The following is a 15552-nucleotide window of genomic DNA, read 5'->3' on the forward strand; positions in this document are numbered from 1 at the left end:
ATGAGTGGCGGTTTTTTTAATGTATAGGTGATTTGAAAGTCGCTCCGTGTGTTTCTTGTGTGTTCATGATGGTCAAAAATGCAGACGGATCTATGTCGGTAGTGATTTGCTTTAGCTTTGAAATTTCCAGCCTTGTCACGACTACATAAATGACGTCTTTTTCGTTATCTGTGTACCCACCGCGGCCGTGCAACTTCGTAATACTCCGGCCGAGCCGCAGACGAATCGCTTCACCAAGTTCTTCGTATTCATCGGAGATAATAAAGACGGCCTTGGTCTCGTCTAGGCCTTGAATCACAATGTCGATCGCTTTTGAGGCGATATAGTATGTAATAATCGAGTACATCGCTTTTTCAGGTCCTAGAACAAAGCCTGCCCATCCGAAGATGAAGAGGTTGAAGAACATGACGAATTCTCCGACACTGTATGGGATTTTTTTTGTCAGTAAAATACCAAGAATCTCCGTCCCATCCAGCGCCCCGCCATTACGTATGATGGTTCCGACCCCCGCCCCTAATAACAATCCCCCGAAGACTGTAGCTAGCAACGAGTCTGTTACAAATGGACCTAGTTTTTTTAGTGGGAATTCCACAATGGCCAGCAAAGCAATCGCATAAGAAGAGGAGAAAAAGAAGTTCTTGCCGATATGTTTATACCCAAAGAACAGGAACGGCAAGTTTAACATCAAAATTAAAATCCCAAAAGGTACTCCTGAAATGAAATTTAATATAAGTGCAATCCCGATGATGCCTCCATCAATTACGGAGTTAGGGATTAGAAATAAATCTAACGCAACTGCTGTAATGACAACACCAATTGAAATGAATAAATAGCGTCTTAGTAAATGCCCTACGGTTTCTTTTTTATGTTGTTTTCTCATAAAACTCCCCTTTTGAAAACATATTTATTCTATCTTAACGGAATTTTAAAAAAGAAAGTAGTAGGAATGTAAGGTTTTCAATTTTTCTTCGGAAGTGCGTGATGAATCTTTTACTCTTCACTAACATAAAATAAAACATCATAGCCTAATTGGAGGAGATATGTTGGATATCATTCGTCAGTTGCATAATTATCGCAAAGAAGAAAACGAGTTGAAGTGGGAAGGTACATTTTTGGAGTATCTAGAATTAATAAAAGAGCGTAAAGAAGTGGCACAAACCGCTCATTCCCGTATTTATGAGATGATAAAAAGCGCAGGAATTGAAAAGAAAGACGGCAAGAAAATCTATAATTTCTTTGATGAAGAGTTATTTGGTCTGGAAGAGTCTATAGAACGTTTAGTAGAAGAGTATTTTCATCCAGCAGCAAAGCGTTTGGATGTAAAGAAGCGCGTATTACTATTGATGGGACCTGTTAGTGGTGGTAAATCTACTATCGTTACAATGTTGAAACGTGGGCTAGAAGCTTATTCTCGTACGGATGAAGGAGCGGTGTATGCTATCAAGGGGTGTCCAATGCATGAGGACCCATTGCACTTGATTCCGGAATCATTAAGGAAGTCATTCTTTGAAGAGTATGGAATACGAATTGAAGGTAGCTTATCGCCTCTAAATCAATTGCGTCTTGAAGAAGAATTTGAAGGGAAGATTGAAGATGTAGTAGTGGAACGCATTCTGTTCTCAGAAGACCGCCGTGTTGGGATTGGAACATTTACACCATCCGATCCGAAGTCACAAGACATTGCTGATTTGACAGGAAGCATAGACTTCTCCACTATTGCTGAATATGGTTCAGAGTCCGATCCACGTGCATACCGGTTTGATGGGGAATTGAATAAGGCCAATCGTGGCATGATGGAATTCCAAGAAATGCTGAAGCTTGACGAAAAGTTTCTTTGGCATTTGTTGTCTTTGACACAAGAAGGAAATTTCAAAGCAGGAAGGTTTGCGCTAATTAGTGCAGATGAACTAATTGTTGCACATACGAATGAAACGGAATATCGATCATTTATTAGTAATAAAAAGAACGAAGCGCTTCACTCAAGATTAATTGTTATTCCAGTTCCATATAATCTGAAAGTAAGTGCGGAAGAAAAGATCTATGAAAAAATGATTCGTGACAGTGATATGGCTCATGTCCACATTGCGCCGCATGCATTGCGAGTGGCCGCTATTTTTTCTGTTTTGACACGCTTGAAAGCATCCAAAAAACAGGGTGTCGATCGCTTGAAGAAATTACGCTTGTATGATGGACAGAATGTTGAAGGGTTTAACGATGCAGATGCAGAAGAACTGAAGAACGAATTTATAGATGAAGGTATGGACGGAATCGATCCACGCTACGTCATCAACCGTATTTCTTCTGCAATTATTCGAAAAGAAGTACCAAGCATCAATGCACTGGATGTATTGCGTTCGTTAAAAGACGGCTTTGATCAACACGCTTCCATTTCGAGTGAAGACCGTGATACGTATATGAACTATATTTCTATGGCGCGAAAAGAGTATGATGAAATTGCGAAAAAAGAAGTCCAGAAAGCTTTCGTCTATTCCTATGAAGAGTCTGCAAAAACATTAATGGATAATTACTTGGATAACGTTGAAGCGTACTGCAATAAAAATAAATTACGCGACGCGCTAACAGGGGAAGAAGTCAATCCTGATGAAAAATTGATGCGTTCGCTAGAAGAACAGATAGGAATTTCAGAGAATGCGAAAAAGGCATTCCGAGAAGAAATCCTAATCCGCATTTCCGCATACGCAAGAAAACATCAACGCTTCGACTATCGTTCCCACGACCGCTTGCGTGAAGCAATCCAGAAAAAACTATTCACCGATCTAAAAGACGTTGTGAAGATCACTACAACTTCTACCACACCAGACGAGACACAACTGAAGAAAATGAATGAAGTCGTAGCACGGCTAGTAGACGAACATGGCTACAACTCCGTCTCGGCAAACGACCTGCTGCGTTACGTAGGAAGTTTGTTAAATCGTTAAATCAGATTAGAAATGTGAATAGAATTGGTGTCTACGATGGGATGGCGACTCCCGCCTAGCTAACGCATTTTCTACGTAGTTATGCAATGTGCACTAGTATTGTGATTTAATGTATTTTAGATCAAATTTAATACTAAGAGACCTCAAATCACGAGGTCTCTTTTTAGTTTTGTTGCCGTTTTGTCAATATTCAATCAGCTATCGCATATGATAAGGAAACAAATTGTTCGAAAGATAGGCGGGGATACGAGTGGAAGAAAACCAGAAAAGTCGATTCGTTGTCACTGAAGAAAATTGGTCTCTCCATCGCAAAGGCCACCAGGACCAGCAACGCCACTTAGACAAAATAAACGAAGTGTTAAAAAGTAACTTACCCGACTTAATTAGTGAAGAAAACATTATACTTTCAAATGGAAAAGACATGGTCAAAATACCGATTCGCTCATTAGATGAATTTAAAATTCGCTACAACCATGAAAAGTCCAAGCACGTTGGTCAAGGTGAAGGGGATAGTGCGGTAGGAGACGTTGTGGCGCAAGGAGAAAAGAAGGCGCAACCAGGCAAAGGAAAAGAAGCAGGTGATCAGCCAGGGCAGGATATCTATGAAACTGAAGTCTCGATTGAAGAGTTGGAAGAGATGTTCTTTAAAGAATTGGAACTACCAGACTTGGAACAAAAAGAGCAATCCGTAACAACGATTGAAAACATTGATTTCACGGACATCCGTAAAAAGGGGTTAATCGGTAATATTGATAAAAAACGAACTCTATTATCTGCGATTAAACGTAATGCGATGAATGGGAAAGCCGAGGTCGCACCGATTCTGGAAGATGATCTACGCTTTAAAACATGGAATCCTGTGGAAAAACCACAATCAAAAGCCGTTGTCATCGCCATGATGGACACGAGTGGTTCGATGGGGAAATTTGAGAAGTATATGGCACGAAGTTTCTTCTTTTGGATGACGAAGTTTTTACGGACAAAGTATGAAACGGTAGAAATTGAGTTCATTGCGCATCATACGGAAGCGAAAGTAGTGTCAGAGGAAAATTTCTTCAACAAAGGAGAAAGTGGTGGAACTAGGTGTTCATCTGCTTACAGTAAAGCGCTCGAAGTTATTAAAGAATTCTATCCACCAACTAGTTATAATATCTATCCAGTACATTTTTCGGACGGAGAGAATATGACGAGTGATAATAAGAAATGCTTAGAACACGTGGATGAATTATTGGCGATATCGAACATGTTTGGATATGCCGAAGTCAATGAACATCGTAGAATGTCTACGTTGATGTCTGCGTATAAATCAATTGAACATCCCAAATTCAATTATTATATTTTGCAAAAAAATCGCGATGTCTACTTTGCTCTCAAGAAGTTCTTCGAAAAGCGAACGGAGGGATTACGCTGACTGATCAACAGGCACTATCTTATGCAATTGATGAGATTACGGAGATTGCCAGTGGATTTGGACTCGATTTTTATCAGATGCGTTATGAGATTTGCCCGGCAGACATACTGTATACGTTTGGTGCCTATGGAATGCCTACACGCTTCACACATTGGAGTTTTGGGAAACAATTTCATAAGATGAAGCTGCAATATGATATCGGATTGAGCAAGATTTATGAGTTAGTGATAAATTCAAATCCGTGTTATGCATTTTTATTGAATACAAATAGTTTGATTCAAAATAAATTAATCATCGCGCATGTGTTGGCGCATTGTGATTTCTTCAAAAATAATATCTATTTCTCCAAGACGCGTAAAGACATGGTGGAAAGCATGGCAGCTACAGCGGAACGGATTGTAGACTATGAGGTACGCTATGGTAAGAAATGTGTGGAAACATTTCTTGATGCGGTATTAGCCATTCAAGAACATGTGGATCCTAGTATGATGCGGGACATTATTCCATCACCTTCTATTGTCCGACCACCTCGAAGATCCGCATACGAAGATTTATGGGATCTAGATCAACGAACAATTCCTGGGCAGCAAGCGATTGAAATGCACCAAAAGAATCCGAAAGAACCGGAAAAAGATATCTTATTGTTTATTCTTGAAAACAGTCGCAATCTAACGGAATGGCAAGCAGACATCTTGACGATGTTGCGTGAGGAAATGCTCTATTTCTGGCCGCAGCTAGAGACAAAAATTATGAATGAAGGTTGGGCATCTTATTGGCATCAAACTATCCTCCGCCAAATGGATTTAACACCTTCTGAGACAATTGAGTTCGCAAAACTTAATGCCAGCGTGCTGCAGCCTTCCAAGACCTCAATTAATCCATATTATCTCGGTGTTAAAATGTATGAAGATATAGAGAAACGTTATGACATACTGGCTAAAGAAGCTAGTGGACGTGGCGAGGAAGCGATGACCGGACGGGAAAAAATATTCGAAGCACGTGAAATTGAAAATGACACATCCTTCATCCGCAATTACTTGACGGATGATCTGATCAAACAAGAGGATCTGTACGTATTTCAAAAGCAGGAAGACCAATACAAAGTTTCTGACAAACAGACCGACGCTGTTCGGAATCAACTAATTGGACAGCGAGTGAACGGTGGCTTTCCTTATATAGTAGTAGACGATGGTGACTACATGCGTAATGGTGAACTGTATCTTATTCACCGCTACGAAGACACTGAACTTGATTTGCTGTATTTGGAACATGTTTTACCCCATATCCATCAACTCTGGGGACGTATTGTGCATATCGAAACGGTACTCGAGAATAAACCTCTAGTCTTTTCATACGATGGACACAAAGTGTTTAGGAGAAGTAAATAACGAAAGACAATAGACACAGCTTATTTTTGGACTGAAGACAACTCCAGTAATATGGAGATTGCCTTCAGTTTTTTCATTTTGCTACTTTTCATTTCGTGCATCTAATGTTATTTTTATAGTATACTAACTCATTAACGTACTAAAGAGTAGAGAAAAGAGGAAAATCAATGAAAAAGACGACTATTGCTTTATTATTTGCAGCATTATTCCTAGTGTTGACCGGCTGTTCAGACAAGTCTTCTGACGGGGGAAAATCTACAGCGGACACAGGTAAAGAAGTAACGAAGGAAATCATTATCGGTGTAGATGACAAATTTGCACCCATGGGATTTCGTGACGATAAAAACAATTTAGTCGGTTTCGATATTGACATGGCAACAGCAGCGGCTGAGCATATGGGTGCTACGGCAAAATTTCAACCGATCGATTGGAAGACGAAAGAAACAGAACTTAGCAGTGGACGAATCGATTTAATTTGGAATGGCTATACAATCACAAAAGAGCGTCAAGAGAAAGTGTTATTCACGAAGCCTTATTTGGATAATAATCAAGTCGTCGTGACGTTAGTAGATTCTGATGTGAAAGCAATTGAAGATCTAGATGGAAAAACGGTTGGCGTGCAAGCATTATCATCTGCTGGACCAGCACTAGAGAGCCACCCGATCCATGAAAAAATAAAAAATATTACAGAATTCGCGGACAATGTTCTAGCGTTAACAGATTTAAAAACAGGTCGTCTAGATGCAGTTGTACTGGATGAAGTCGTCATTGATTACTATATGACAACTGAAGAAGGCGTCTTTACGAAACTTGACGGATCATTGGCAGTCGAAGAGTATGGCGTTGGAGTGAAGAAAGGCAATGAAAAATTACTTGAAAAACTTCAAAAGGCGTTGGATACTATGAATGAAGATGGTACTTCCGCTGAAATCTCCACAGAATGGTTCGGAGAAGACAAAGTTCTTCGCTGAGTAGTAGAATAAATGATGTCAACGGAAGTTGCTATTGTGACTTCCGTTGGTATTTGTATTGTAAGAGAAGTACATAAAACCTTGGATGGTTTTTTGGAGGAATTTACTAATGAGTTATGAATATTTTATGTCCATGCTGATTCCCATGTTGGAAGGAGCTAAAGCGACTGTCCTATTATTTGTAATAGCGATTGTCTCATCCATTCCACTCGGATTTTTGCTGACACTTGCCGTAAGAAGTAGTATTAAACCAATTTCTTATTTGGCGCAGACCTTTATATACGTCATGCGTGGGACCCCTTTGTTATTACAGCTATTGTTCTTTGTATTTGGTTTACCACTTCTGCCGGTAATTGGTGAGTATTTAGTTTTTGACCGTTTTGTCGCCGCTACAATAGCATTCATTTTGAACTATTCTGCGTATTTTGCTGAAATATTCCGTGGTGGATTGCTCTCTATCGATAAAGGGCAATATGAGGCATCTCAAGTCCTCGGCTTATCGAAATGGCAAACGACTGTGCGAGTTATCTTGCCGCAGATGTTTCGTGTAACGCTACCACCTATTGCAAATGAATCGGTATCTTTAGTAAAAGATACGGCGCTTTTATATGCGGTAGCTGTTCCTGAACTGTTGCACTATGCGCAAACAGTCGTGAACAGGGACTTTACAATCATTCCGTTCTTCATTGCAGCGGGAATCTACCTGCTAATAGCGTTCGGATTGACTGTAGTGTTCAAGTATTTAGAGAGAAAGCTGCAATACGATTGAGGAGAGAAAACTATGTCTTTCATTGAAGTACGCAACTTACAGAAATCATTCGGTCCATTGGAAGTATTAAAGGATATATCGTTTGATGTTCAAAAAAATGATGTAATGGCAATTATCGGACCTTCGGGTTCTGGAAAAAGTACGATGTTAAGAAGTTTGATTCAATTGGAGCAAGTTGGTGGCGGAAGTATTAGAGTTGACGGGGATTACCTTGTGAAAGATGGTATATATACAAACCCTACCGATAGTAAAATAATCAATTCTAAGATGGGAATGGTATTTCAACAATTTAACCTATTTCCTCATTTAACGGTAAAGCAGAACTTGGAACTAGCACCGAAACTTGTGAAGAAAGAAAAAGCTGGCGATTATGGGCATAGAAGTATCGAGTTACTTGAAAAGGTCGGATTGGCTTCAAAAGCAGATGAATTACCTTCTAGACTATCGGGTGGCCAGAAACAACGTGTAGCAATTGCGAGAGCGTTGATGATGGATCCAGATATATTATTATTCGATGAACCGACTTCCGCTTTGGATCCGCAATTGACGAAAGAAGTATTACAAGTAATGAGAAATCTTGCGGAAGAGCATATGACGATGATTGTCGTGACGCATGAAATGGAATTTGCAAGTAATGTCGCAAATCATGTGATCTTCATGGACGATGGAATGATCGTCGAATCAGGTACTCCAGATGAAGTAATCAAATCACCGAAAGAAATACGCACAAAAAGATTCCTGAATTACGAGTTAAGTAAATAACTAAAAATAGTGATGCGAATGTAATACTCGCATCGCTATTTTTTTATATAGATTGCACAATTTTCAACTAAATTGTTGTAATATATGAAATATTCCATCTAATAGTTCATTAACTTGTGAGAATTCACGCAAAATATTGAATAATGCATTGACGAATAACTTAGTAAAGGGTACGATTACGTATAATTCTTATCCTTTCTGAATATATGGAACGGGTAATAGATAATAGTTGAGGGGGATTTACATGAAGAAACATTGGGTGACTTATGTAGCTGCACTATTCAGTATCGTGCTCATTCTAGCTGCGTGTAGTGGAAAAGAGGAGTCATCTGATCCGGCAGCAGATGATAAAAATGATGACAAAGCAAGCACTGATGAAAATTATACAATTGGTGTTACACAAATTGTTGAACACCCGTCTTTGGATGCGGCGTTTGAAGGGTTCCAAAAGGCGATTGAAGATGCAGGATTGAATGTAGAATATGATGAACAAAATGCACAAAATGATAATAGCTCCAACTCAACAATTGCGAACAACTTGGCAGGCGCAGGCGTAGATTTAATATTTGCTAACTCTACACCAAGCGCACAGGCAGCAGCTAGCGCGACACAAGATATTCCAATCATCTTTACGTCTGTTACAGATGCAGTAGCTGCAGAACTTGTTGCATCTAATGAAGAGCCAGGTGGGAATGTTACTGGAACAACCGACAATCATCCGGATGCGATTCCGAACACAATGAAATTCTTGAAAGAAAATGTAGGTGCGAAAAAAGTTGGAATGATCTTCAACTCAGGAGAGCAAAACTCTCGCTTACAAGTGGATCATGTGAAAGAAATTTTAGCAGATATGGATATGGAAGTGGTAGAAGCATCAGTTGCGACTTCAGCCGATGTAAAACAAGCAGCTGAATCATTAATCGGTTCAGTAGATTCATTCTATATCATTACGGATAACACAGTAGTATCCGCACTGGAATCAGTCATCTCTGTTGCGAACGACAATAAGATTCCAATGATGGTTGGTGAATTCGATTCTGTGAAACGTGGTGGACTTGGAGCATACGGCTTTGAGTACTACGATATCGGCTATGAAGCGGGTGAAATGGCAGTAAAGATTCTAAAGGGTGAAGAAACGCCTGAATCTTTACCTGTTCAATTACCACAGAACTTAAAGTTAGTGATGAATGAAGAGACTGCTAACGCAATCGGCTTAAAGATTCAAGATGATTGGAATGCAGAGATTGCAGAATAAATAAAACTAGGAGATGATCTTGCATGTTTTCAGCTGTATTTGGCTCAGTTGAGCAGGGTATCATCTATGCGATTATGGCACTCGGAGTGTATCTAACATTCCGGGTGCTTGATTTTCCAGATTTAACAGTGGACGGCAGTTTTGTAACAGGTGCAGCAGTAGCGGCTACGATGATTGTATTTGACTATCATCCACTTGTTGCAACACTTACCGCGATCTTGGTCGGCTTTTTTGCTGGGTGTATAACGGGTTTATTACATACCAAAGGAAAAATCAATCCACTTCTATCCGGAATTCTCATGATGATAGCTCTTTACTCGATAAACCTTCGGATAATGGGACTGACTTCTGAAAACTCAGTAGGCCGTCCAAATATTCCGCTTTTAAATTCAGAAACGATTTTCAGTAAGTTCCAAGGTTTCTGGAGTAATCTTGGAATTGATGAAACAATAAATGGCTTCTTAGCAGGACTAGGCTTAGAGCATTTACCATCGACTTGGGGAACAGTAGTTTTGATGATTCTAGTTGTGGTGATCATTAAATTCATTGCGGACTGGTTCTTGCAAACCGAAGTTGGTTTGGCTATCCGTGCAACTGGCGATAATAAAAAAATGATTCGCAGTTTCTCTGCCAATACAGATACTCTTGTCATCCTTGGACTAGGAATTTCTAACGCGCTGGTAGCTTTCGCAGGTTCTTTGATTGCACAGTATGGAAAATTCGCAGATAACGGCATGGGAATTGGTATGATCATTATCGGGTTGGCTTCTGTTATTATCGGTGAAGCAATCTTCGGAACGAAAACTATTTTCCGCACCACATTAGCAGTAGTTATCGGTGCAGTCATCTATCGTATCGTACTCGGTCTATCGCTACGCGTGAAAATTCTCGATTCAGGGGATATGAAATTGATCACTGCAGTCATCGTCATCGCGGCATTGATTATTCCGCAGATTCTCGAAAAGAGACGGGAAAAGACACGTAAAGCGAAAAGACAAGCTAAACGAATGGCGATGAAGTCATCACAAGGAGGTCATAGCGTTGTTGAAGCTGGATCAAGTCAATAAAATATTTAATGAATCGACTCCCGATGAAAAAGTAGCGCTCGACCAGATTAACTTGCATTTACAACCGGGTGATTTTGTAACAGTAATCGGTAGTAACGGTGCAGGAAAATCCACTATGATGAATATGATATCAGGCGCATTGACACCGGATTTTGGTTCAATTTATATCGATAACAAGGACGTCACACGTTTAGCAGAATTCAAACGTTCTAAAATGATCGGGCGAGTATTCCAAGATCCAATGTCAGGTACAGCACCTACTATGACAATTGAGGAGAATTTGGCGATGGCGTATTCTCGCAACCGTCGTCGTTCATTGCATCGCGGAGTAGATAAGAAACGGAAAGATTTATTCCGCACATCGCTTGAAACATTGCACTTAAATCTCGAAAATCGTATGACAGCGAATGTAGGATTGCTGTCAGGTGGTGAGCGTCAAGCGTTGTCATTGTTGATGGCAACTTTTACGCAGCCTTCTATATTATTGCTGGACGAGCATACGGCTGCACTTGATCCGTCTCGCGCGGAGCTGATCACCAATTTAACAAAACGTTTAGTTGAGAAAGATCAACTGACGACGTTGATGGTAACGCATAACATGCAACAGGCGCTCGATCTTGGTAATCGCTTGATCATGATGGATAAAGGACAAATCATTCTAGAGGTGGAAGAAGAGCAGAAACAGCACTTGACGATTGCAAAATTGATGGATGAATTCCAACGCATTCGTGGAGAACAACTTACTAGCGATGCAGCTTTACTTTCTGTATAAACAAAATCCCCTGTTTTCCGGTTATGGAAAACAGGGGATTTTTCGTCGTCTTAGGCAAGCTTTGCTATATGTTTCTTGATTTCATATACCCAATCAAATGGATCTTCTTCTTTACCTGTTTGGATATTCGTTAACGTGTTATAAAGACGAGTGGATAGTTCGCCTGTTTCGCCGTTAGCGATAATCATTTTATAACCATCCCAATTTAGTTCACCGACGGGGGAAATAACAGCAGCTGTACCTGTGCCGAATACTTCTTCCAGTTCTCCGCTTTCATAGGCAGATCGAATTTCATCCATCGAGATTTGACGCTCTGCTACTGGCATATTCCAGTGTCGTAGCAACTGCAAGATTGATTTTCGTGTAATACCTTCGAGAATGCTACCGTTGATTGCGGGTGTCACGACTTCACCATTGATTTTGAAGAAGATATTCATACTACCAACTTCTTCGACATATTTACGCTCGACGCTATCGAGCCATAAAACTTGGGAGTAGCCTTGTTTGTCTGCTGTCTCTTGCGCCTTTAAAGCGGATGCGTAGTTACCGGCAGTTTTAGCGCTACCCGTTCCGCCTTTTGCAGCGCGGACGAATTCATTTTCTACGAGAATCTTTACTGGATGAATTCCCTCCTTGTAGTACGAGCCAACAGGGGACAGGATCATGTAAAACTGATAACTCTTTGCTGGTGCTACACCTAGGAATGCTTCTGTTGCAATGACAAATGGGCGGATATATAATGAGGTTCCTTCTAGTGTAGGAATCCAATCCTGCTCAATTTGCAGCAACTGATTCAGTGCGTACAATGCGTTCTCTTCATCAATCCGTGGCATACATAGACGGTCAAGTGAGTAATTCAGGCGCTTCATATTTTGATCGGGTCGGAACAAACGAATCGTTCCATCTTCAGATCGATACGCCTTCATTCCTTCAAAAACCGTTTGTCCGTAATGCAAAACGATTGCAGCGGGATCGAGTGTTAAAGGAGCGTAAGGAGTAATGCGATGATTATGCCAACCTTTGCCTTCCTCATAGTCTATAATGAGCATGTGGTCTGTAAATGATTTCCCGAAAACTAAAGTGCTAGGATCTGGCTTTTCTTTTTTATTTTGTGCAAGTTGAATTTGCATAGGTAATCTCGTCATAATCATCAAACCCCTTAAGATATAGAATATTCCGAAACTTTAATTCCGAATAATGTAATTATACTGCTTTTTCAGAAAAAATAAAGTAGAAAGTTTGTCGATATTCAAAACTATTGTATAAAGGAGCAGATTTTCATGAAAAAAATAGTGATTGTAGGCGCTGGAATCGTTGGTGCTTCCGCTGCTTATCATTTGTCTACGAAATATGCAGAAGTCGTGCTAATCGATAGACAGGAGCCGGGACAGGCCACAAAAGCTGCAGCAGGCATTATTTGTCCATGGGCATCTCAGCGCCGTAATAAAGCTTGGTATGCATTAGCGTCAGCTGGAGCTGCCTATTATCCCGAATTCATTCGTTCATTGGAAGAGCAGGGCGAGCTGGAAACAGGATACAAGAAAGTCGGTGCCTTGGCGATTCATACCGATTTAATTCGTTTAGAGAAGAAAGTCGAGTTATTGAATAAAAGAAAAGAACACGCTCCCGAGATCGGAGAAGTGGAATTACTATCTCCAGAGCAGGTGGCTAGTTATTTTCCAGAGTTATCTGATGAATACTCAGCTGTCCGTATTTCTGGCGCAGCCAAAGTCGAAGGCGAACAACTACTCGATGCGTTGAAACGTGTGGCAGTTACACGTGGTGTGCAAAGTATTAATGGCTCCGCTACACCGTATATAAAAGAAGGAAAAGTCTGTGGTGTTGTTGTTGATGGACAAATTATTGAAGGTGATCAAATCGTCGTAGCGGCAGGTGCATGGGCTAGTGATTTTACAGAACCATTAGGTAAGAAGCTACAAGTAGCAGGACAGAAAGCGCAAATACTTCATTTACAATCCAAGCATATTACGTCAGGTGAGTGGCCTGTCATCATGCCACCGAGCACTCAGTACCTGGTACCGTTCCAAGATGGCAGATTCGTGGCGGGTGCAACACACGAAGATACAGATGATTTTGATATTCAACCGACAGCTGGTGGGATATTGGAAGTATTATCAAATGTTCTACCCGTTGCACCTGCACTGAATAAGGCGGAATTGGCTGAGGTTCGTGTGGGCATCCGTCCACATACACCGAATTTTATGCCCGTAATTGGTCAGCTGCCTGATCACCCGCAGGTTTGGATTGCCAATGGTCTTGGTTCATCTGGTTTAACAGTAGGACCTCTTCTCGGCAAGCTATTATCCCAGTTAGTGCTTGACCATGAGACTGGATGGGATTTGGAAAGCTACTCTATTGATCAAATAATTGCCTGTGAACATTGAATAAAGTGCGTATAATGACTATTATGAATATATAGCGATTGAACGGTAAAGGGGAAGATTCATAATGAGAAGATATGTTTCGTATTCAGAAGAAGTTAAAGAAGCGATGAAATACGGCAAGCCGCTAGTCGCATTGGAATCTACAATTATTACGTATGGCATGCCGTATCCTGAAAATGTGAAAGCCGCACGTGAAGTTCAGCAGATTGTGCGGGATCATGGAGCTGTTCCAGCAACTATTGCGATTATGGACGGTAAAATAAAAATCGGGCTAACTGATGATGAGTTGGAACGATTTGGAGACAGCAAGGGTGTTATTAAAGCATCTAGACGCGATATCAGTTATTTAATTGCTACTAAAAAACCGGGTGCCACGACGGTTGCTGCATCGATGTTCTTTGCCGACTTGGCGAGAATCCGCGTGTTCACGACTGGGGCCATTGGCGGTGTGCACAGGGGCGTGGAACAGACGATGGATATTTCTGCCGATCTGGAAGAATTCGCACGCACAAGTGTAGCGGTTGTTTGTTCGGGAGCGAAATCCATTTTGGATCTCGGAAAAACACTCGAGTATTTGGAAACGAAAGGTGTGCCGGTGTTAGGGTATCAGACAGATATATTCCCTGCCTTTTATACAAGAAACAGTGCACATCATGTAGATTATCGAGTAGATGAAATCGACATGATGGCAGAAATGTTACGCGTTAAATGGAATCTAGGCTTGGAAGGCAGTGCGATTATTGCCAATCCAATCCCTGAAGAATATGCCATGGATCAAGAGTATATGGATGGATTGGTTTCAGATGCACTTAAAGAAGCTGAAAAAATGGGCATTAGTGGAAAGAATCTCACGCCACATATGTTAAAAAGAGTTCAGGAAATGACAGGCGGCAAAAGTTTGAAAGCCAATATTGCGCTGGTAAAGTCAAACGCTGAACTTGCCGCAAAATTGGCAGTGAGTTTTAACGGTAATTAATAGAGATAGGTTGTGTAGAATTGAAAGTAGTATCTTGGAACGTGAACGGTATTAGAGCATGTGTGAAAAAAGGTTTCAGTGACTTTTTTGAACAAGTACAGGCAGATATTTTCTGTGTCCAGGAGATCAAATGTCAAGAAGGACAAATCGATCTTTCTTTCGATGGGTATGAATCCTATTGGAACTATGCTGAGAAAAAAGGCTATTCCGGTACGGCCGTGTTTACGAAGAAAACACCTCTTTCTGTACGCTATGGATTGAATGATCTAGATCACGAATCAGAAGGTCGAGTGCTGACGCTGGAATTTGAAGAGTTCTTTCTCGTCAATTGTTATACGCCCAATTCACAACGGGACTTAGCGCGATTATCATTTCGACTGGCATGGGAAGATGAATTACTCAAGCACTTACAGTCTTTAGATGCTATCAAGCCAGTCATCTATTGCGGTGACCTGAACGTAGCACATGAAGAAATTGATATTCGTAACGTTAAATCCAATATTGGCAATTCAGGATTTACGAATGAAGAACGCGGCAAAATGACGCGGTTATTAGACACTGGGTTCATTGATACATTTCGCTTTATGAATCCGGATCTAAAAGAAAGCTATACGTGGTGGTCTTATATGCGCGACGTACGTGCACGAAATATCGGCTGGCGTATCGATTACGTTATTATTTCAACGCGTCTCCAGTCAGCCCTGAAAACAACAGCTATTCATTCAGAAATTATGGGCAGTGATCATTGCCCGATTTCTGCAGAGTTAGAAATATAATAATAAGAGCAAGTACACCTGAATTTAATCTGTTTAGTTGAGTGATACTAAAGCTGAAAAG

14 protein-coding genes are annotated in these 15552 nt (G+C 40.7%); 12 read left to right on the forward strand and 2 right to left on the reverse strand.

Annotated elements, in window-relative coordinates; genetic code table 11:
* Nucleotides 1-16 precede the first annotated feature (16 nt).
* A complete protein-coding gene (locus CSV74_RS02110) occupies nucleotides 17-880 on the reverse strand; it encodes a YitT family protein (RefSeq protein WP_099690394.1) in 864 nt (287 codons plus the stop codon).
* A gap of 160 nt (nucleotides 881-1040) precedes the next feature.
* On the opposite strand from CSV74_RS02110, the gene CSV74_RS02115 reads away from it, so the two are divergent.
* From CSV74_RS02115 to CSV74_RS02155, 9 genes are all read left to right on the forward strand, one after another.
* Nucleotides 1041-2939 carry a PrkA family serine protein kinase gene (locus CSV74_RS02115; RefSeq protein WP_369802797.1) on the forward strand — a complete coding sequence of 633 codons (1899 nt, stop codon included), beginning with the start codon at nucleotides 1041-1043 and terminating at the stop codon, nucleotides 2937-2939.
* Between the two features lie 250 nt (nucleotides 2940-3189).
* Nucleotides 3190-4350 (forward strand): sporulation protein YhbH, encoded by a 1161-nt coding sequence (yhbH, locus tag CSV74_RS02120; protein WP_029053109.1) that lies wholly within the window; start codon nucleotides 3190-3192, stop codon nucleotides 4348-4350.
* On the forward strand, nucleotides 4347-5738 hold the full coding sequence (locus CSV74_RS02125; protein ID WP_369823679.1) for a SpoVR family protein: 1392 nt from the start codon (nucleotides 4347-4349) through the stop codon (nucleotides 5736-5738). Before yhbH ends, CSV74_RS02125 begins: the two co-directional genes overlap by 4 nt.
* 167 nt (nucleotides 5739-5905) lie before the next feature.
* Nucleotides 5906-6709 carry an amino acid ABC transporter substrate-binding protein gene (locus tag CSV74_RS02130; RefSeq protein WP_099690395.1) on the forward strand — a complete coding sequence of 268 codons (804 nt, stop codon included), beginning with the start codon at nucleotides 5906-5908 and terminating at the stop codon, nucleotides 6707-6709.
* Nucleotides 6710-6818: 109 nt separating this feature from the next.
* Nucleotides 6819-7478, forward strand: a complete 660-nt coding sequence (locus CSV74_RS02135) for an amino acid ABC transporter permease (RefSeq protein ID WP_029053106.1) — start codon at nucleotides 6819-6821, stop codon at nucleotides 7476-7478.
* A gap of 12 nt (nucleotides 7479-7490) precedes the next feature.
* Nucleotides 7491-8240: an amino acid ABC transporter ATP-binding protein gene (locus CSV74_RS02140; RefSeq protein WP_099690396.1), complete on the forward strand. Its 750-nt coding sequence runs from the start codon at nucleotides 7491-7493 to the stop codon at nucleotides 8238-8240.
* A 244-nt stretch (nucleotides 8241-8484) separates the two neighbouring features.
* A complete protein-coding gene (locus CSV74_RS02145; RefSeq protein WP_099690397.1) occupies nucleotides 8485-9495 on the forward strand; it encodes an ABC transporter substrate-binding protein in 1011 nt (336 codons plus the stop codon).
* Between the two features lie 23 nt (nucleotides 9496-9518).
* Nucleotides 9519-10562 (forward strand): ABC transporter permease, encoded by a 1044-nt coding sequence (locus CSV74_RS02150; protein WP_099690398.1) that lies wholly within the window; start codon nucleotides 9519-9521, stop codon nucleotides 10560-10562.
* Complete coding sequence (locus CSV74_RS02155; protein ID WP_099690399.1) at nucleotides 10537-11334, forward strand: ABC transporter ATP-binding protein; 798 nt, start codon at nucleotides 10537-10539, stop codon at nucleotides 11332-11334. Before CSV74_RS02150 ends, CSV74_RS02155 begins: the two co-directional genes overlap by 26 nt.
* A 50-nt stretch (nucleotides 11335-11384) precedes the next feature.
* On the opposite strand, the gene CSV74_RS02160 is transcribed toward CSV74_RS02155, so the two are convergent.
* Nucleotides 11385-12485, reverse strand: coding sequence for a branched-chain amino acid aminotransferase (locus CSV74_RS02160; protein WP_369823675.1), 1101 nt, complete (start codon nucleotides 12483-12485; stop codon nucleotides 11385-11387).
* A 129-nt stretch (nucleotides 12486-12614) separates the two neighbouring features.
* Here CSV74_RS02160 and CSV74_RS02165 point away from each other — a divergent pair, with 129 nt between their 5' ends.
* The 3 genes from CSV74_RS02165 (at nucleotide 12615) to CSV74_RS02175 (ending at nucleotide 15491) form a co-directional block, all read left to right on the forward strand.
* Nucleotides 12615-13739, forward strand: coding sequence for an NAD(P)/FAD-dependent oxidoreductase (locus CSV74_RS02165; RefSeq protein ID WP_099690401.1), 1125 nt, complete (start codon nucleotides 12615-12617; stop codon nucleotides 13737-13739).
* 64 nt (nucleotides 13740-13803) lie between these two features.
* A complete protein-coding gene (locus CSV74_RS02170; protein WP_099690402.1) occupies nucleotides 13804-14715 on the forward strand; it encodes a pseudouridine-5'-phosphate glycosidase in 912 nt (303 codons plus the stop codon).
* A 20-nt stretch (nucleotides 14716-14735) separates the two neighbouring features.
* Entirely contained in the window at nucleotides 14736-15491 is a 756-nt protein-coding gene (locus tag CSV74_RS02175) for an exodeoxyribonuclease III (RefSeq protein ID WP_099690403.1), read from the forward strand.
* The last annotated feature ends 61 nt before the right edge of the window (nucleotides 15492-15552 follow it).

This window comes from Sporosarcina sp. P19 (assembly GCF_002743165.1).
Classification (GTDB): Bacteria; Bacillota; Bacilli; order Bacillales_A; family Planococcaceae; genus Sporosarcina; species Sporosarcina ureae.